The organism is Halomonas sp. NyZ770 (assembly GCF_020616575.1).
Taxonomy (GTDB): domain Bacteria; phylum Pseudomonadota; class Gammaproteobacteria; order Pseudomonadales; family Halomonadaceae; genus Vreelandella; species Vreelandella hamiltonii.
In genome coordinates, this window is record NZ_CP085143.1 from 1,231,600 (window position 1) to 1,250,474 (window position 18,875).

At 60.8% G+C, this 18,875-nt stretch carries 18 protein-coding genes; 12 read left to right on the plus strand and 6 right to left on the minus strand.

Annotated elements, in window-relative coordinates; all coding sequences use genetic code 11:
• Window positions 1–252 precede the first annotated feature (252 nt).
• Entirely contained in the window at window positions 253–1,686 is a 1,434-nt protein-coding gene (locus tag LG409_RS05765; RefSeq protein ID WP_227407801.1) for a hypothetical protein, read from the plus strand.
• Window positions 1,687–1,842: 156 nt separating this feature from the next.
• Entirely contained in the window at window positions 1,843–3,108 is a 1,266-nt protein-coding gene (glyA, locus tag LG409_RS05770) for a serine hydroxymethyltransferase (RefSeq protein ID WP_016913272.1), read from the plus strand.
• Between the two features lie 73 nt (window positions 3,109–3,181).
• Here glyA and LG409_RS05775 read toward each other — a convergent pair whose 3' ends face one another.
• The 3 genes from LG409_RS05775 to LG409_RS05785 form a co-directional block, all read right to left on the minus strand.
• Window positions 3,182–4,012 carry a glycosyltransferase family 32 protein gene (locus LG409_RS05775; RefSeq protein ID WP_081138174.1) on the minus strand — a complete coding sequence of 277 codons (831 nt, stop codon included), beginning with the start codon at window positions 4,010–4,012 and terminating at the stop codon, window positions 3,182–3,184.
• A 94-nt stretch (window positions 4,013–4,106) separates the two neighbouring features.
• The gene (locus LG409_RS05780; RefSeq protein ID WP_264477631.1) at window positions 4,107–4,691 is read right to left on the minus strand and encodes a FlgO family outer membrane protein; all 585 of its coding nucleotides are present in this window, start codon (window positions 4,689–4,691) and stop codon (window positions 4,107–4,109) included.
• A 4-nt stretch (window positions 4,692–4,695) separates the two neighbouring features.
• The gene (locus tag LG409_RS05785; RefSeq protein WP_445012232.1) at window positions 4,696–5,364 is read right to left on the minus strand and encodes a hypothetical protein; all 669 of its coding nucleotides are present in this window, start codon (window positions 5,362–5,364) and stop codon (window positions 4,696–4,698) included.
• A 186-nt stretch (window positions 5,365–5,550) separates the two neighbouring features.
• Between LG409_RS05785 and LG409_RS05790 the strand changes: the two genes are divergently transcribed.
• The 3 genes from LG409_RS05790 to LG409_RS05800 all read left to right on the plus strand — a co-directional run bounded on the left by LG409_RS05790 (window position 5,551) and on the right by LG409_RS05800 (window position 9,213).
• A complete protein-coding gene (locus LG409_RS05790) occupies window positions 5,551–6,582 on the plus strand; it encodes an OmpA family protein (protein WP_227407803.1) in 1,032 nt (343 codons plus the stop codon).
• Between the two features lie 486 nt (window positions 6,583–7,068).
• A complete protein-coding gene (locus LG409_RS05795; protein ID WP_227407804.1) occupies window positions 7,069–7,974 on the plus strand; it encodes an HAD-IIB family hydrolase in 906 nt (301 codons plus the stop codon).
• An 18-nt stretch (window positions 7,975–7,992) separates the two neighbouring features.
• On the plus strand, window positions 7,993–9,213 hold the full coding sequence (locus LG409_RS05800; RefSeq protein ID WP_100731738.1) for a glycosyl transferase: 1,221 nt from the start codon (window positions 7,993–7,995) through the stop codon (window positions 9,211–9,213).
• Between the two features lie 163 nt (window positions 9,214–9,376).
• On the opposite strand, the gene LG409_RS05805 is transcribed toward LG409_RS05800, so the two are convergent.
• Window positions 9,377–10,984 (minus strand): methyl-accepting chemotaxis protein, encoded by a 1,608-nt coding sequence (locus LG409_RS05805; protein ID WP_227407805.1) that lies wholly within the window; start codon window positions 10,982–10,984, stop codon window positions 9,377–9,379.
• Between the two features lie 195 nt (window positions 10,985–11,179).
• Between LG409_RS05805 and LG409_RS05810 the strand changes: the two genes are divergently transcribed.
• The 7 genes from LG409_RS05810 (at window position 11,180) to LG409_RS05840 (ending at window position 16,861) form a co-directional block, all read left to right on the plus strand.
• Window positions 11,180–12,046 (plus strand): MBL fold metallo-hydrolase, encoded by an 867-nt coding sequence (locus LG409_RS05810; protein WP_227407806.1) that lies wholly within the window; start codon window positions 11,180–11,182, stop codon window positions 12,044–12,046.
• A 34-nt stretch (window positions 12,047–12,080) separates the two neighbouring features.
• Complete coding sequence (locus LG409_RS05815) at window positions 12,081–12,542, plus strand: YeeE/YedE family protein (RefSeq protein ID WP_096923308.1); 462 nt, start codon at window positions 12,081–12,083, stop codon at window positions 12,540–12,542.
• Complete coding sequence (locus LG409_RS05820; RefSeq protein ID WP_081138184.1) at window positions 12,539–12,961, plus strand: DUF6691 family protein; 423 nt, start codon at window positions 12,539–12,541, stop codon at window positions 12,959–12,961. The genes LG409_RS05815 and LG409_RS05820 overlap by 4 nt, the downstream gene beginning before the upstream one ends.
• Before the next feature lie 145 nt (window positions 12,962–13,106).
• A complete protein-coding gene (locus LG409_RS05825; protein WP_016913284.1) occupies window positions 13,107–13,808 on the plus strand; it encodes a response regulator in 702 nt (233 codons plus the stop codon).
• Window positions 13,805–15,160, plus strand: a complete 1,356-nt coding sequence (locus LG409_RS05830; protein ID WP_227407807.1) for an ATP-binding protein — start codon at window positions 13,805–13,807, stop codon at window positions 15,158–15,160. Before LG409_RS05825 ends, LG409_RS05830 begins: the two co-directional genes overlap by 4 nt.
• 22 nt (window positions 15,161–15,182) lie before the next feature.
• Window positions 15,183–15,845 (plus strand): c-type cytochrome, encoded by a 663-nt coding sequence (locus tag LG409_RS05835; RefSeq protein WP_227407808.1) that lies wholly within the window; start codon window positions 15,183–15,185, stop codon window positions 15,843–15,845.
• Window positions 15,842–16,861 carry a c-type cytochrome gene (locus tag LG409_RS05840; RefSeq protein ID WP_227407809.1) on the plus strand — a complete coding sequence of 340 codons (1,020 nt, stop codon included), beginning with the start codon at window positions 15,842–15,844 and terminating at the stop codon, window positions 16,859–16,861. The genes LG409_RS05835 and LG409_RS05840 overlap by 4 nt, the downstream gene beginning before the upstream one ends.
• A gap of 314 nt (window positions 16,862–17,175) precedes the next feature.
• On the opposite strand, the gene dsbG is transcribed toward LG409_RS05840, so the two are convergent.
• Complete coding sequence (gene dsbG, locus LG409_RS05845) at window positions 17,176–17,958, minus strand: thiol:disulfide interchange protein DsbG (RefSeq protein WP_227407810.1); 783 nt, start codon at window positions 17,956–17,958, stop codon at window positions 17,176–17,178.
• A 64-nt stretch (window positions 17,959–18,022) separates the two neighbouring features.
• On the minus strand, window positions 18,023–18,838 hold the full coding sequence (locus LG409_RS05850; RefSeq protein WP_016913289.1) for a TlpA family protein disulfide reductase: 816 nt from the start codon (window positions 18,836–18,838) through the stop codon (window positions 18,023–18,025).
• Between the last annotated feature and the right edge of the window lie 37 nt (window positions 18,839–18,875).

Genomic DNA, 18,875 nt, shown 5'->3' on the forward strand with positions numbered 1-18,875 from the left:
TTTATTGGGCGACTGCCTGGGCAGGCACCCAAGCTATCCTGTGGGAGGCCAATTTCATTGGGCGACTGCTTGGGCAGGCACCCGTGCTGGAATCGTCGCGAGCTGAAGCTCCCTCCCACAAGAAGCTCCCAGGCACCCAAGCTATCCTGTGGGAGGCCACTTTATTGGGCAACTGCATGAGCCGGTGCATTCTTCGCTTTTCACAAAGCAGGCTTCGTGTATGCTACGCGCCTCTTCATTGGAGTTCGCGGCATGTGGTCGTTCAACGTCTCTCATTTCTTACCTGTGCTTCCTCGTTTTCAACAGGGCATGCCGATCCTGGCAGGGCTTGTTGTCACCCTGTTGAGCGCTGGTGATGCCCATGCATCCGTGGCGCGGCTGGAGGCTGACCTGCAGGCCCAGTGGGGCCGTGGCGAGCAGCTCATCGAAATCGGCGAACTCCGTGAACAGGAGCATCGCGTGATCGCCGAGCATATCGTGATCCGGCAGGCGCAAGGCGATGTGGTGACCATCGAGGCCTACCACGTGCAGGGCGATTACGACCAACCCGAGAGCGTCTCGATTCACGGTATTCGCGTTATCGAGCCTGACGTCAGTGACCCGGTCTTGACGCTGACCGAGCTGGCCCTCGATCGACCAGGAGCGGCCGTCCCCGACTTCACCAACTTCACGACCTCAGATGCACCGCTTCACGGCTTGCGTTTGCAGGAGCTTTCGCTGTGGCTGGACGGCACCTTGGCCAAGCAGTGGACGGAAGAGTGGGGCAACGACGCGGCGCTGACGGGCTACCTCACCTTGCAAGCGTTGGTGCTGGAAGAGATGAGCGACGCCGCCCTTGGGCGCTTTGAGCTTCAGGGGTTGAAGGCCGAATTCAATGATCTGGCGTCGGGCTTTAGCGCTTCGCTGGGGCTGGATGAGCTGAGTATACGTGGGCTGGAAGGGCTCGATCGCCCAGGAGAGGAGCAGCTGGCGTGGGCCGAAGTGAACGGCTTCAGCCTGACCGGTGACCGCTGGAGCGTGCTGCTGGAGCGTGCCTGGGCCAGCGGCAACCTCTATGTCAGCGATATGGGCTTTCAAGGGGCCGCGCTGGATATGGGGGCGTTGATTGGCCTGGCGCCACCGCAAGAGCGCCTGGATCTACAGGCCGTGAATAACGTGCTGACCGGTGGCAGCGGGCGCCTGAATGCCGCAGGGCGTAGCGTCTCCGAGTGGCATGAGGATACCCAACCGCCGCAGCTGAAGGCGGAAGGTTTTTTACAGCTCAGCGAGGCGGGGGAGGTGAGCTATCAGATGGCGCTTCCCGTAACGCTACCTGGGCGTGCCACCATCGAACAGGCCATGCAACACCCAGCCCTGTTCGAAACGGCCAGGCTTCACGGCGGTAATGTCACCCTGGCCTACAAGGATGCTGGCCTGCTGCCGCGCCTCGCCACCGAACTCGCCACCCAGGAGGGGATCAGCACCTCGCAAATGGTGGCGCAAGGCTGGGCTCAGGCTCGCCAGTTCGAAAGGCTGGCAGGCCCGCAGGTCGCCAAGCTGATGGTAGCTCTGGTCGATATCATGGGGGGGTACGCCCAATCCTTGACCACGCACATCGCGCTGCCGGACCCCTTTACCCTCGAACAATTCATGATGGACCCGCTGGGCAGCAGTCAGCGCCTACGCGTCACTTTCGAATTGAAATAGCGCGGTTGTCCAGTTGGTCAGCCTGTAAAGGCTACCGCCAACATGAAACATGCTCATGTAACACCTGATACGGATGCGATGAAAGTCGCGTCCGAGTGGGTTATCATGGCTCCCTCGCTTCTCCATGATGACCGTTTCGTTACGAGGTTCCCGCCGATGTTCAGCCGCGACATGACAATTGCCGGATTCGATGATGTGCTGTTTGATGCCATGCAGAAAGAAGTGGCACGCCAGGAAGCCCACATCGAGCTGATTGCTTCCGAAAACTACGCCAGCCCGCGGGTACTGGAAGCACAAGGCAGCCAGCTGACCAATAAATACGCTGAAGGCTACCCCGGCAAGCGCTACTACGGCGGCTGTGAGTTTGTCGATATCGCCGAGAACCTGGCCATCGATTACGCCAAGGAGCTGTTTGGCGCCACCTACGTCAACGTGCAGCCGCACTCCGGCTCTCAGGCAAACAGTGCCGTATTCCAGGCGCTGGTCAGCCCCGGCGATACCATCCTCGGCATGAGCCTGGACGCAGGCGGACACCTGACCCACGGTGCCAAGCCCAACTTCTCTGGCAAGCACTACAACGCCATCCAGTACGGTCTCGATGAGCAGGGCCTGATCGATTACGCTCAGGTGGCTCAGCTGGCTCGTGAGCACCAGCCAAAAATGATCATTGCGGGCTTCTCGGCCTACTCCCAGATTGTCGATTGGGCCAAATTCCGCGAAATCGCCGACGAAGTAGGGGCTTACCTGCTGGTCGATATGGCCCACGTGTCGGGTCTGGTGGCGGCCGGTGTCTACCCCAGCCCGCTGCCCCACGCCCACGTGGTCACCTCCACCACCCACAAGACCCTGCGTGGCCCCCGTAGCGGCGTGATCCTCTCGGCGGAAAACAACCCCGAGATCGAGAAAAAGCTCCAGTCTGCCGTGTTCCCCGGCGGCCAGGGCGGCCCGCTGATGCACGTCATTGCGGCCAAGGCGATCTGCTTCAAGGAAGCCATGGCGCCCGAGTTCAAGACCTACCAGCAGCAGGTCGTCAAGAACGCACAGGCCATGGCAACCGTGTTCATCGAGCGTGGCTACGACATCGTCTCGGGCGGTACCGAAGACCACCTGTTCCTGCTTTCTCTGATCAAGCAGGGCGTGACCGGCAAGGATGCGGATGCTGCCCTGGGCCGCGCCCACATCACCGTCAACAAGAACGCCGTGCCCAACGACCCGCAAAGCCCATTCGTCACCTCCGGCCTGCGTATCGGCACCCCGGCAGTGACCACCCGCGGTTTCGGTGAGCAAGAGTGTACCCAACTGGCAGGCTGGATCTGCGATATCCTCGATGTGCTGGCCAAGGGTGAAGACACCAGCGGCATCGAAGCCCAGGTGTTGGATAAAGTGGCAGAGGTGTGTGGCCGCTTCCCGGTTTACAAGTAAGCGCTTCTGTCTTCAGTAAGTAAAAACGCTAGCCTTGGGCTAGCGTTTTTTTTGGTAGGTCGCGTTTCCCAGGTCAATCGGCAGAGCGGTCCTGAGCATCACGTGCAGGCTCTGGTCTCACGACGCTGACGGTGCGCTGCTCCTTGGTCCATTTTCCCGCTGTTTTGTCGATATACTGAAAATGCTCGTTGGTGAAGCTGCCCTGGTTACAGGCATGCCGATAGGAGACAGTGGGCACGGCTTGTTGATCGAGTAGTTCGATGAACACCCCCGGCCCGGTCAGCTCGAAGACGTTGGTCAGGGAGCTGTCCTGAATGTTGTGCTGCACTCGTTCGATCAGCTTCAACAGGTTCGGATTGCCGGGGCGGCTGGCAATGAAATAGTTGCTGAGCTCACCACGGCGGGTGGTGATATACAGCTCCTCATGCTTGCCTAACGTGTTGGCCAAGGGCCAGATCGCGTGGGCATCGATATCCAGATATACGCCACCGTGTTGGTAGAGCACCAGCAGCCTCCAGAAATCGGCCTGGGCGGCACCGATTTGTAGGCGGTCATATTGCTGATTGATCTCTGGAGAGTAGTGAGCGGCAATGAACGCTTTTCTGGCCTCGGTAATCATGAACCGATATTCGAAGCGCGGGGCCATCAAGCGATTGAACAGGTAGTTCAAGTAAACAGGGAGCGTGACCTTATTGGTGAAGTTGGTTTGCCAGATGATCCTGGGGATGGGCGTTGGCTCTTTGGGCTTCAGCCAGGGGGCCGCTTGTTCCGGTAGCGTAAAGCGTTTTTTGGGGAACAGGGCATGAAAGCCATAGCTCAACAGCTTGGTGATGTTGGCCGCTAGCTTGATGACTCTGCTGGTCGCCACGATATGCGGCTTGCGAGGTTTCGGTTGAGACGGCATCGGTTCTCTTTGCTCATTTCAATGAAAAGCCTGGGGAGTAAGCTCCTCAGGCTTTTCGACAATATTGAATGTTGCGGGGACGTTTACCCGATCATCACCAGCCGCCCTGGCCTTCCAGCAGGCTGCGGATGTTGTTATCGAGGGGGAGTCGGAAGTCTGCACTGCCCAGCACCATGGCATCACCCGCACGCACTACCCGTGCGCTCACATACAAGGAGTCCTGACCTTGGGCATAGGTTCCCATGAGAATGGAGCGAGCATTGTGCTGAGCGCTCAGGCGTTGCACTTGTCTGGAGAGAATCAATTCCCCCACATTCTCTTCGATGAACATGCTATCGCGCATCTTGACTTCCCGCACCTGCATGCCTTGCTGAGCGAGAGCCGAAGCCATGATCTCCGAGCCTATACGCCCAAACGTGGAGGACTGGCTCAAGTTGTCGATGCTGACAAAAGTCGCGGCAATCATGGGGCTATAGCGTGTAAGGTCGGGGTTGCTTGCCATCATTTGCTGAGCAGCTTGATGGGCAAGCTCGGAAAGGTCCGGTTTGGGCGCTTCCTGCTGGTTGTTATTGCCCAGGGAGGCGCAGCCGGCCAGCACCAACAGCGCAAGGCTCGCAGCAGCCATGTGAATCGAGCGTCGATAAGAAGCAGATAGCACCGTCATAAGAGTCAACAGCATAAGTTTACCAGGTGTCGGTGATGGAAATGACCGGCGTTGTGGGGGCCTGTGGCACTCTATGGGGTGCATACTGGCGCCGATCACCGGCATTAATGTAATAGATATTGGACGACGAGTAGAGGATTTGATCCTGTTCCACGATCTGTGTGGTGATGATGATCTCTTCGTTGCTGGTGGGCGTCCAACTGCCGCCGATGGAGTCGGCGAGGATACCCGCCGGGATCAGCGCCAGTGCTGGTTCACTCCAGTGTCGAATGGGGAAGCTGGCAACGGCAATACCGCTTGCCAGCGCTGTGTAAGCACCAAAAGGCGGACGCGTGTAGCCTCGGTCACGATGTTGAACGACTTCCACATCGATCTGGACCGTAGCGCCGTTGGCGCGGGGCTGAGTGGTCACGCTGCCGCCGCGTGACACCAGCTCGCTGGTCAACAGGGTTCTGAAACCACGCTCGAACTCTCCACCACTGTAATAGCTGCCGTACTGCGCATGCTCGGGTGCCAGCACGTGCAGGTCCCGAAATCGCACGCGCTCGCTGGCCAGAATGCCCGCGGCTTCGTGGCGGGCAAGAACTTCCCAATGCTGGGCGGCCTGCATGCGCTGCTGCTCACTGTAAGGGTAGGTGGTAGCAATCGGCGTTTGTGATGTGTTGGCGTAAAAACAGCCGCTTAGCATCAAGCTAACCGCGCCAAGCCCGAGTGGGGCGAGATAGCGGCGAGTGAGAGACAGCAAAGGACGAATGCGCACCGGGTAGTTCCTTATCGCTAGTAAACGGCTTTTTGACAGGGCTTTTTGATAGACTAGTTTGCCATGCTCATAGTAAATCGGCCACGAGGTTTAAAACTTGAATGAGTAACCCCCATGCTTGAGGACCACCGTAGCGGCCCCCGTCACGACTCGCTGTTGTCATCATACCCTGAAGACGATAGCAATAATGGCTGGATGATCAGTTACATCGACATCATGACGCTACTGGTGGCGCTGTTCGTGATCATCATTGCGGCGGCCGGGGTGACCGGCCCCCGTTGGAGCCCTGAAGCAGATGACACCGACGTCAGCGAAAGCAGTGTGCCTGCTCTTGAAGTGCCGCTGCCCGCATTGTTGGATGAACGACGCCAAAAGCGCAACATCGCTTACCTGAATGAGCCCGGAACGCTCAGCCCGATGGCCATCAGCGCGGCCTTGGGGGTGGCGGGCCTGCCTTCGCCCGTCATGCCTGTCCTTCCGCTGACTGAAGTGCCTCCCTTGCTGGCACGCGCATCCATCGAAAGCGACACATCGCCCGTCGCGCCGCTGCTGGAGCGCTACTTGCCTACCTTGCCAACGCCGCTGCTCGTCGATGAGACGCAGCGCCTGGGCCAGCCGCTGGCCAGTTACATGGTACTGCTGACCGACCGGCCGCCTGTCAACGTGCAACAGATCGACGATGAGGCCATCAGCAGCGCTTTGGCGCTGGACGAGCAGCTGCCCGAACGCGTCGAAACATCGCTTTATTTGCCCAATCTGGAAGGCGTCGAGGTCTCCAGGGTAGCGGAAGGCATCAGCCTGCGGGTGCAGGATCAGCTACTGTTTCCCTCTGCCGCGGCGGGGTTGTCGGAAGGCGGTACATCGCTGGTGGGCAGCCTGCTGGAAACCATCCAGCGCTATGACGGCGAAGTATGGGTCGAAGGGCACTCGGACAGTCAGCCGATCAATACCCCTGAGTTCTCGTCCAACTGGGCGCTTTCCAGCGCACGGGCCATTGCCATCGTTGAAGCACTGGAGGCCGCTGGGGTCGAGCCAGAGCGGCTGCGCGCCGTCGGGTTTGCCGATACCCGCCCGCTGGAGGATAACAGCAGCGCCGAAGGGCGCGCCCGCAACCGCCGTGTCGAAGTGGTGATTCACGTGGAGTAGGCACTCACGCGCTGGCTTGGGACTGCTTTGCTTTTGCTGAACAAAAAAAGCCCGCCAGGGGGGTGGCGGGCATCAAAGGGCTTGGCTCACTGCAGCCCACTGACATCAGGTGAGGGGGTGTACGAGACAGTCAGTGGGTACAATTCGAGTATAGCTATTTTGAAATGTTTGCCAAGGGTTTGTGCAAATTTTTTGTTTTTTTATGCTCGGTGTTTTGATTAGATAAGAATTGTACAATAATTCAGCACTATTTCCCCCGACCTCCCTGCCTCTTTCTCATGCTCTATTTTGGTGCGTCATGGGTTGCCCTATTTTGGTGCTTGCTCTGACACCGCTTCGATAGTGCTTTAATATTTTGATTTTATTTAATTAAAACATCTTGGCGTGCATTTTGCTTTGGTGGTTGTCTACCTTGGGTATTGATCTCAAAAGATGGCTACGTTGGGCTTTTGGGTGACCTGATTTCAGTTTGCAGAAGGTGCTGCCATGACCGAGTTCGCTAGTCCTGAACTACTTGATCCCGCGTTACAGCCGCGTTTGGTGGTCACGGATCTCGACGGTTCCTTGCTGGACCACCATAGCTATGACTTTTCGCCTGCCGCTCCTTGGCTTGCTCGTCTCAAGCAGCTGGGTGTCCCGGTGATTCCCGTGACCAGCAAAACCCGGGCAGAACTACTGCCACTGCGTGAAGCCCTGGGGCTGACGGCGACGCCCTTCATTGCCGAAAACGGTGCCGTGATTGGTCTGCCGCCAGGCTGGTGCCATGCCAGTCTTGATCGGCCAGGCAGCGGGCCAGACGGCGTGGTCATCAAGCACACGGGGGTCGATATCCGCTTTATCCGTGCGCGGTTGGCCATCTGGAAGCAGCGCCTCAACCTGCGGTTTACGCCCATGGGAGAGATGGAGGTGGCGGAAGTCATCGCCAGAACCGGCTTGGACGAGCCTCGGGCCAAGGCGGCCAAACGGCGTGAGGGCAGCGAGCCGCTGATCTGGGAAGACGACGAGCGTGCCCTGGAGACCCTGCGCGAGGCGCTGGAGGGCGATGGTTTGACCATGACCCAGGGCGGGCGTTTTTGGCACGTCATGGCGCAGGCATCAGGCAAGGGGAGTGCGGTGACCTGGTTGATCCAGCGCTTTGCGGCGCTGCGCGGGCGCCAGCCGCTGGCGTTGGGGCTCGGCGATGGCCCCAACGACGTTTCCATGCTGGAAGCCGTGGACCAGGCCGTGGTGATCAAGGGCTGCCATGACTTGATGGTGGCACCGCACAACCGGGCGTTGTATCGCACCCAGGCAACCGGGCCAGCCGGATGGGCCGAGGGGGTGGCTCACTGGTGGGGGCGAGACGACCGCCGATTAGCGGCGGAATCCCACCAGCAAGCGGCCACGGCTTAACCCAACGAGGAAGTGCCCATGAGTGATTTTCATCAGAATGGCGTCATCACCGATTTTCATAACCTGACCCGTCGCCCCGTGGAAGAGCTCGAGCGGGAGCTGTGCCAATTTGCCAAGCGCCGCCCCATGGGGCTGATTCTACCGTCGCTGTTTTCCGAGCTGGAAGGGCCTGCACTCTCGGCCATTGTGGACGAGCTGGCCAAAGTGCCGTATCTCAACGAAATCGTGATTGGACTGGACCGGGCCGATCGCGAACAATTTCTTTATGCCCGCGAGTTTTTCTCACGCCTGCCGCAGCACACCCGCATTCTATGGAACGATGGGCCCCGGCTGCGTGAGCTGGATGCCGAGCTCGAACACCACGGGCTGGGAGCGTTGGAACCTGGCAAGGGGCGCAACGTGTGGTATTGCGCGGGCTATGTGCTGGCCTCCGGGCGCTCGACCGTGGTTGGGCTACACGACTGCGACATTCTCACCTATGACCGTAGCCTGCTGGCGCGCTTGATGTACCCGGTGGCGCACCCACGCTTCAACTACAGCTTCTGCAAGGGCTACTACCCGCGCATCGCCGAAGGCAAGCTGAATGGCCGGGTGTCTCGCTTGATGGTGACGCCGCTGCTGCGAGCGTTGAAGACCGTGTGCGGCCCGCTACCGTATCTGGATTACCTGGACAGTTTCCGCTACCCGCTGTCGGGGGAGTTTGCCATGCGCAGCGACGTGCTGGAGGGCATTCGTATTCCCGCCGATTGGGGGCTGGAAATTGGCGTGCTCTCGGAGCTACAGCGCAACTACTCGCATCGCCAGCTATGCCAGGTAGATATTGCCGATGCCTATGACCACAAACACCAGCCAGTGAGCGAAGAGGATGCCAGCGGTGGTTTGAACCGCATGAGTCTGGATATCGCCAAGGCCCTTTACCGCAAGCTGGCGACCCACGGGGTGAGCTTCAGCAGCGAGGATTTCCGTACACTGAAGGCAACCTATTATCGGCTGGCGCTGGACTTGATCGAGGCCTACGACCACGACGCTACCATGAACGGTTTGAGCCTCGACCGTCACTGCGAAGAGCAGGCAGTAGAGCTGTTTGCCAGCAACCTGCTGGAAGCCGGTAACCTGTTTCTCGACAACCCGCGTGAGCGCCCGTTCATTCCCAGCTGGAACCGAGTGCAGGCTGCTGTACCCGACCTGCTGACCCGCATGCACGAAGCCGTTGCGCTGGATAACCAGGGCAAGGTGTAGCCGGTGTCGCCATGGCGGCCCTTTGCTGACAAGGGCTGCTGGCCTTGGCGCACACCCTACAAGGGTGTGCGCTGTCAAAGGCGTTCGCGATTACTGTGGTGAAACATCGGGGTTAACAGCGTTGCTGGATAGCGTTACTGGATAGCGCTGCCGGGGGACGTTTCTAGAAGTCGTCGTGGTGGGTAGATTGGCGTGGCGGCGTGAGCGACAGCTCAGTGGCCTGACGCCGCTGGGCATTGAGCTTGAAGTTGCTGACCATCTGACGCAGCTGGGTGCTCAAATGTGCCAATTGCTGGGTAGCATGGTTGCTCTGCTGCACCAGCCCGGCATTTTGCTGAGTCATTTGATCCATCTGTGTCACGGCCTGGTTGACCTGCTCGATGCCGCTACTTTGTTCGATGGTGGCCGCAGAGATCTCCTGAACCAGCGTGCTGAGCTGCTGAATATCGCCCACCATGCCATTGATCACTTCGCCGGTACTGCGCACTCGGCGGCTGCCTTCCACCACCTGGGCATCGGCATTCTCGATCAGCCCCTTGATCTCCTGAGCGGCAGAAGCGGAGCGGCTGGCCAGTTGGCGTACCTCATTGGCCACCACGGCAAAACCGCGACCCTGTTCCCCGGCGCGGGCGGCTTCCACGGAGGCATTCAGCGCCAGGATATTGGTCTGGAAGGCAATCGCATTGATCGTCTCGACGATGCTGCTCATGCGAGTGGCGCTTTCATTGATGGTGGCCATGGTGTCGATGACGGACGACATGGCGTCACTACCGCGTTGAGCGCTCTCAGCGGTTCGCGAGGCCAGGTTGCGGGCATGGTCGGCATGCTCAGCGTTCTGTTTTACCGTTGCGGTCAGCTGCTCCATGCTGGAGGCCGTTTCCGCCAGTGACGCAGCCTGCTCTTCGGTGCGCGTCGAGAGTTCTTCGTTGACGCCCACGATCTGCTCGACGCCGTTATTGACCTGGTCCGCGCCGTGATGGATATCGCTGATGGTGTCCGCCAGAGTTTCACGCATGCGGTTGATGTCGAACAGCAGGCTGCTGTGGTCACTGCTTTTCAGCGTAGCGGCCTGGGTCAGGTCGCCGTCGGCAATATGACGCACTACGCTGGCGGCATAGCGTGGGTCACCGCCCAGCCGACGAGCCACATCCCTGATCACCCAGCCCATCAGCAGCGTCACGGGTAGACCAATGATCAGCAGAATGACCGCCGAACGCACCAGCCCAGCGACAAAGGCAGCATCGATATCGTCCACATAGACACCCGCCGCCATGGACCAGCCCCATTCGGGTAAGTGGGCCACATAGCTCACCTTGGGCGATTGCTCTTCCCCCGAGATGCGTCGCGAGTAGTAGTCCACGTGGCCACCGCCCGCCTGGGCCACGTCACGCAGTACGCTGTAAAGGCGCATACCGCTGGCGTCCTGGAAGTTGGTCATGTCTTCGCCACGGGGGCGGTTGGGGTGTGACACGATGGCCAGCTGGTTGTCGAACGCAAACACGTACTCGCCGTCACCGAAGCGTACGCTGGCAAGGTTGTCGATGGCCCGCTGCTGCGCTTCATCGACGCTCAGTTCACCGCTGGCGGCACGGGCCTGCAGATCGGCGAGCTGACCGTGAACGCTGTTGACGATGTATTGAATGCTGTCGCGGCGTTCATTGGCGATGGTCTGGCGATTTTCCCACGCCAGCCAGCCCACCAAAAGCAGCATGGCCACCCAGATGATGCCCAGCGTGCTCCAGAGTTTCTGTGTTGTGGTCAGGTTGTTCATGGCGTCCTTATATCAAACGAGTTCAGTGAGTAAGCCTTCACTTTTATCGGCCATGGTGCATGCAACCTTAGTAGAAAATCTTCATTTCACTAAATTTTACAATTGATAATTCTAAAAGGTAATAAACATATAATATTTTGTGCGCTACACTGGGTGAAATGTCTAACGCATGCGGTCAACTGCTGGAGGTCCATCATGCAACGCCCCGTCGTCACGCCCTTTTTCGATGAGCCAACCAACACGTTCAGTTACGTGGTGAGAGACCCCGATGGCACCGCCTGCGCCATCATCGACTCCGTACTCGATTTTGATTACGCCGCTGGGCGAACCGATACCCGTTCAGCGGAGCAGATCATCTCGTTCGTGCGCCGTGAAGGGCTAAACGTGGCCTGGATACTGGAAACCCACGTCCATGCCGACCACCTTTCGGCGGCCCCCTATTTGCACGCCCAGTTGGGCGGCAAGACCGGCATTGGAGCGCACATCGTCGAGGTACAGGAGATCTTCGGCAAGGCCTTCAATGCGGGCACCGAGTTTGCTCGGGACGGTAGCCAGTTCGACGCGCTGTTCCAGGAGGGTGATACCTTCATGATTGGAGCCCTGGAGGCCAGCGTCCTGCATACGCCTGGCCACACGCCCGCCTGTTTGACCTATGTGGTGGGGGATGCCGCGTTTGTCGGCGATACGCTGTTCATGCCCGACTACGGCACCGCCCGCTGTGATTTTCCCGGTGGCGATGCCCGCACTCTCTATCGTTCGATTCAGAAAGTGCTGGCCCTGCCTGACACGACACGGCTGTTTTTGTGTCACGACTACAAGGCCCCGGGGCGTGACGTGTACCAGCACGAAACCAGCGTTGCCGAGCAGCGCCAGGCCAACGTTCATGTGCACGATGGCATCAGTGAAGACGCCTTCGTGCGTATGCGCACCGAGCGAGATGCCACCCTGGGCATGCCTCGGCTGATCATCCCGTCGGTGCAGGTCAACATGCGGGCTGGGGAGCTGCCCCCTGAGGAAGACAACGGTCAGGTGTATCTCAAGGTGCCGATCAATCGTTTCTGAATCTTTTCAACCCACGTAATACGAGGAGCAGACGGTGGACGTAATGGCAAGCCTGCAAGGGCTGGTGGGGGGCGTGTTGATTGGGCTCTCCGCCGTTTGGTTGATGGGGGCGCTGGGGCGTGTTGCCGGCATCAGCGGGATCATTGGGGGGCTGGTGCTTCAGCGGCCCAAGGGCGATAGCGCCTGGCGGGTGGCTTTTTTGGCGGGCCTGGTCAGCGGCCCGCTGCTGGTCATGGCGCTGGGCGGTGGCCTGGGCAATGTAGCTGGCAGCCCCGGTGAAGTGATTGGCGCGCCTGCCGGTGGCGTCTCGTTGATGCTGTTGGCGGGCCTGCTGGTGGGGCTGGGCACCGGGCTGGGCAGCGGCTGCACCAGCGGCCACGGCGTATGTGGTTTGGCGCGCTTGGCGCCGCGTTCCATGGCGGCCACGGGCATGTTTCTGGTGACCGCCATCGCCACGGTGTATGTGGTTCGTCATGTCATTGGGGGTGGCGTATGAGCCGGGCCGCGTTGAAAACGGCAGCGGGCTACGTGGCCGGGCTGCTGTTTGGGTTAGGGCTGGCTATTTCCGGCATGACCGACCCAGCGAGGGTGCTGGGGTTTCTGGACATCGCGGGCGCCTGGGACCCCACGCTGATGTTCGTGCTGGGGGGCGCGGTGTGCACCACGTTTGTCGGTTACCGGCTGGTGTTTGCTCGGGGGCAGCCGCTGTTGGCCGGTGGCTTTCAACTGCCCACGCGCCAGGAGCTGGATGGCAAGCTGCTGGGCGGTGCGGCGCTGTTTGGAGTGGGTTGGGGGCTGTCCGGCTACTGCCCAGGGCCTGCCATTGCTTCTTTGGGCGGCGTCACGCTGCCGTTACTGGCCATGTTGGCGGCCATGATGTTGGGCTGGTGGGGGGCTGCACGCCTGTCTCGCTAGCACCACCGAACCAACGCGGCATGTTGTCGCCCTTGCCTCTGTCGGCAGGGGCGTTTTTTTTGATCTGCGGCAAGGGTTTTCGACCGGCGCTTAACGCTCGGTTAATACGCTTTTGTCATGCTGCTTCCATAACAAGGAAACCGCTATGCACGTCCTATTGATTGAAGATGACCCGCTGGTGGCGTCGGGTATTCGCGCCGGACTGATGATGTATCACTTTGTGGTCGAGCACGTGACGTCGTTACAGGCAGCGCGGCAGGCCATGCAGAGTGTCGCCAGCGACGTGGTCATCCTCGACCGTGGGTTACCGGATGGCGATGGCTTGACCCTGCTGCAAGCCTGGCGTGACGAGGGGGTCACCACGCCGGTGCTGGTGCTTACGGCCAGAGATGCCGTGCGTGACCGGGTGGATGGGCTGCAAACCGGTGCCGACGACTACCTGATCAAACCCTTCGACCTGGATGAGCTGGTCGCGCGCCTGCATGCGCTGTTGCGGCGTGTGGCAGGACGCAGCCAGGGCTTGACCGTGCACGGCACCCTGACCCTGGACCCGGCTGCCCGAGAAGTGAGAGTGGCCGATCACCTGGTTGCCCTGTCGCGTCGTGAACTGGTGCTGCTGGAAGCTTTCCTGCATGCGCCGCGCAGCGTGCTTTCCGCCGACCAGCTCAAGGATAGCCTGTATGGCTTGAGCGACGATGTCGAAAGCAACGCGCTCAATGTGCACATTCACCACCTGCGGCGCAAATTGGGCAGCGGCATCATCGAAACCGTGCGTGGGTTGGGGTATCGGTTGGGCAAGCCCGAGGCGGTCCAGGTGCCCGGCCAGCGGCCCAAGGGGCAGCGATGAGCCTGCGCGCACGGCTACTGTTGACGCTGGGCATCACGCTGGTGCTGCTCTGGGGCGTGGCTGCCGCGTGGCTGTTGAACGATTTGCAGGCGTCTTTCGTGCGCACCCTCGACCAGCGGCTGGCCCAGTCGGCGCGCATGGTGGCTGGGCTGGTTCATCAGCTGCCGCCAGAGGTGTGGGAGCAGAACATGACTGCCGCGCTTTCCATTCCACCCATTGAAGGGCTGGCCTGCCAGGTGCACTCGCCACGTGGAGAGATCATTGCACGGACCCACGCCAATATGGAGGCCGTGTTGGCTCCCGGTCAGCACGGCCATAGCTACCGTCAGGAAGGGGAGACCACCTGGCGTGTGTTCACCTACGAGCGAGGTGGGCTGATCATCACCACGGCAGACCGCATGGATGAGCGCAACCTGCTGCTGGGCGGCATCGTGCGGGTGGCTGTGGTGCCGTTCGTGGTGGCGCTGGTGGGTAGCCTGGTCGCCCTGTGGATTGGGGTATGGCGTGGGCTGGCGCCACTGTCCCGCTTGCGCGCCTCCCTGGCCAGCCGCCATCCGGAAGCGCTGGCGCCGGTGTCTACCTATGGTGTGCCCAAGGAGATCAAGCCGCTGATCGACACGCTCAATGGGCTGTTGGTGCGCGTTCAACAGACGCTGGTGCGCGAGCAGCGCTTCACCAACGATGCCGCCCATGAGCTGCGTACGCCGCTAACGGCTATCAAGACCCACCTTCAAGTGGCGCAGCGGGCAGAAGGCCCGCTGGCACGCGAAGCCTTGAGCCACGCCGAAGAAGGCGTGGTGCGGCTGGCCGATACGCTGGATCAGCTGCTCACCCTGGCCCGGGTGGAAGGGCGCATGCGTTTCGACGATGGCGAACCCTGCAGCGTCGGCCCGGTGGTCGAGCTAGCCGTCACCGATAGCGTGGTCGACCCAGCACAGTGCCGCGTGCCTGAGGCATTGCCCGATGTGCAGCTGGCCATGCCTCGTGAGCTGGCGATTACCGCGCTGCGCAATTTGCTGGACAACGCCGTGCGCCATGGGCCTGCCAACGCGCTGATTCACCTGAGGGTGCAGCGTTTGGGTGGTCGGGTCACGTTCACCGTGGCCGACGAGGGGCCAGGGGTGGATGACGCCATGCTGAAGCAGCTAACGCAACGATTCTGGCGGGCCAGCAAGCACCAGGGAAGTGGCCTGGGGCTGGCCATCGTGGCCGCCATCGCCGAGCGCTTTGGCGGCAGCGTTCACTTTGCCAATGCACCCACCGGAGGTTTCCTGGCCCACCTCACGGTGCCCGAAGTGCTACCACCACACGCGTCATCACCAACAACGCCGTTACTGCAAGACCCAACATAACAAGCAATGCCAAGGGGGAAGAATGCCATACATCCAATCGACGCACGTCGGCCTGCTGGCGGGGGCCTGCCTGCTGGCAAGTGCTGCCATGGCCCAAGCGGGAGACCCGGAACGGGGGCAAACCGCCGCCGCCACCTGTGTTGCCTGCCACCAGGCAGACGGCAGCGGCATGAACATTCCGGGCGGCGAGTCCTGGCCGCGCCTGGCGGGGCTGGATGCCGACTATCTGGCCAAGCAACTGTACGACTTTCAGTCCGGTGAGCGGCAAAACGCCACCATGCTGACCTTTGCCAACATGCTCGATGACCAGCAAATCGCCGATGTGGCTGCCTACTACAGCCAACTGCCCGCGACACCAGGCCAAGGCGGCGACGTGGAAGACAGCCTGCTGGCGCGTGGCCAGCAACTGGCCGAACGTGGCGACTGGAATGCCTACATCGTGTCGTGTCAAAGCTGCCATGGGCCCGGCGGCTACGGAGTGGGCAGTGACTTTCCCGGGATTGCCGGGCAGCATGCAGGCTATATCAGCGCCCAATTGCACGCATGGAAAAACGATACCCGTCATAACGATCCACAACACCTGATGGGCGCCGTGGCCAAGCGCATGAACGATGACGACATTGCCGCCGTCTCGGCCTGGTACGCCGCTCAACCCTCTCAACGCGACCAGGAGGCTAGCCAATGATGACGCGTCCAACGACCTTGACGTTCACCTTGTCGGGCGGTCTGCTGGCCTCGGCAGCCGTGTTGGCGCTCTATGCAGGCGCGGTGTCGGCCCAGCAGCCGCGTGCCGATGACGCCCTGGACATGCTGGTCCACGAGCCGCCCACCATGGACGACCTGGAAGCCTCCGATCTGCACCCGGAGCTCAAGAAAGTCATTCGCTACGGCTACGACCTGTTCACGGATACCCAGCAGCTGCGCGGTGAGTACGTGTACAACGATATGAACTGCTCCAGCTGCCACCTGGGAGAAGGGCGCGTGCCGTTCAGCGCGCCGGTATGGGCCGCCGCCATCACGCTACCGGATTTTCGTGGCAAGAATCAGCACGTCAACAATCTGGAAGAGCGCATTGCCGGATGTTTTGCCTACTCCATGAACGGCACACCGCCGGCGTATGGCAGCGATGAAATGCTGGCGTTGAGCGCCTACCACCAGTGGCTGGCCACGGGGGCGCCCATGTACCCCGACAAGCCCATCTATGGGCGAGGTTTTCCAGCCCCTGAGCATGAAGAAGCGCCCAGCTATGCCCGAGGGGAAACGGCCTACCTGGAAAATTGCGCTCTGTGCCATCAGTCCGACGGCTCAGGCCACTACGAAAACGGGGAATACGTCTTCCCACCGCCCTGGGGCGATGGCTCCAACAACTGGGGGGCCGGCATTGTTCGGGTAGAAACCATGGCAGGCTTCATCTATCAGAATATGCCGCTGGGCCAGCCACGCTCGCTCACCGGCCAGCAAGCCTGGGACATCGCCTACTACATCAGTAGTCAAGAGCGCCCCCAGGACCCACGCTATACCGGCGATATCGCCGAAACCGCCGAGCGCTTCGGCCCCACCTTCCACAACCGTTCGCTCTACGGCCACACCCGTGAGCATGACGGCCACGTCCTCGGCGACCACGACAACTACGGCGAAAACGGCAACATCCAACCCTGGAACGTCGGCGCCCCGCGTTTTCAGCACCTTTCGGAGGAGTAGCGGCTGTGGGGTGGGCGGCGGCTGCCCGTAACGATGAGGCCGCCGCCACGTTCGGTGGCTCCATCGGCAACGCTGGCGCGTTGCTTCGCTTACACCGCGCTACGGTATGTCGCCAACATCAATCCCAATACGTCACCACGTCAAATCGCGGCACCCCTGTAGCGCGGCGTAACGATTGAGCGAGAGCAACGAGCGAAAGAGGCACCCGCGGAGGCGGCGCCAGCCGCCCTGATGGCGCCGCAGTCATTACCCCAACACGATATCTCTAAAAGCCACAGCCACGTTGGGCGTGGTAGCTAGTCTGGCCTCCACGATCACGGTGCTTCGCTGCCCATCATGTCCAGAAGGCGGGCTTCGTTGGGCATGCCCTGGATGCGGTCGATGCGTAGCAGGCCTGTGTCGGTTTCGCGTTGGTAGGCGCTGGTGGGGGTGGCGTACAGGCCAAGTTCGTCGAAGAGCTGGTTATTGGCATAGACCTGTTCTTCGATATCGCGGGGTTGCGCGCTGGCGGTCAGAGATTCGCCGTCGCTGTGGCGGTGCAGGGCCTCGGCGGGGTCGTCGGCACCGAGAAGGGTGGCGGCGAGGGCGGGGCTATTCGGCGCCAGAATGCCGACCATGATGTGGCGTAACTGAACTTCACCGGCTTCCACCCAGGGGCGAGCTTGTTGCCATAGCTGGCGGCAGTAAGGGCAGTTGGCGTCGGTGAAGGTGTAAATCACCCGGGGGGCGTCCGGGTTGCCGTCCTGAATCCAGTGGCTCTCTTCCAGCAGTTGCCAGGTTTCGGCTTCGAGAGGGACGCGCACATGCTCGTCCAGCTGGGCTTCGGTCAGGTCATTGCCCGCGCTGTCCATCAATGTGCCGACAATGGCGTGTTCGCCGTCGGCGGTCAGGTAGATGGCCATATCCTGACCTTGCACGCTGGCGCCGTAGCCGCGCATGCCGCCGGGGGCCTCGAACTGCCCGTGAATGCTGATGCCCTGATCGGCCAGGGCTTGCACCGGGGCAGGTAGAGCATCGGCCTGGCTGGTAATGGCAAAGCCGCTCAACGCAGCCAGCAGGGTCAGACGGCCCGTCTGAATGGGAAACATCCGTTGCATCACTTTATCCTCAAATAGGCCGCACTCGCGGCAGCGGGTAACTCATGATCACGCTGTAGAAGGCTTAACGAATACGTGATAGCCCATCGTTCAGGGTGGCTCGGGAAAGCTCGCCAAAGTGGGTGCTGACCAATTGGCCCTGGGCGTCATAATAAAGCGTGGTGGGCATGGCGTGGGCACCTGTCACTTGACCCAGCGCATTGCGCGGGTCTTGCCAGACGTTGTCGAGCTGAAAGCCATGTTCTGCCATGAAGCGGTTGATCTGTGGAAGACTCTCCCCCTGATTGACGAACACGAACGTCACGTCCTGCTCCTGCTGCTGAGCCGCTTCGAAGACCGGCATTTCGCGAATGCAGGGCGGGCACCAGCTGGCCCACAGGTTCACTACCATGGGTTGGCCCTGTTGCTGAGCCAGCTCCGGCAGGCTGATGGGGGTGTCTTCCAGGGTGCTGAGCGGGGTGGTGGGCAGCGGCCGGGTCTGCTGTTCGATGAGCAGGGTGCTGCCCAGCGTGACGCCCCACACCAGACCGCCGGTGAGCATGGCCGCGCCCAGCGGCGCGCGTTGACGCGGCGAGCGCCACAGTGCCCAGACGCCATACCCTATCCCGGCCAATGCACCGGCCAGCAGATCAAAACCACCGTCACGAATATCCAGCCGCGCGAGCAGGCCGTCGTATTCCCCCCAGTAACGCACGACGAATACCAGCCTGGCCGCCAGCAGGGCGACCATCAGCAGGGTAAACAGGGTATCGCTGACCGAAACCTGCTGGCGCCTGCCTAGCAGGGCGCCTACCAACAGGGCGAGTAAGAAGGCAAAACCGATGATCAACTGATGCAGGCTGAATCCCATGGGGCCAATGGCCAGGCTTTGTTGCAACATAAACGCTCACGTATCCACCGTCGAATTGGATGGACAG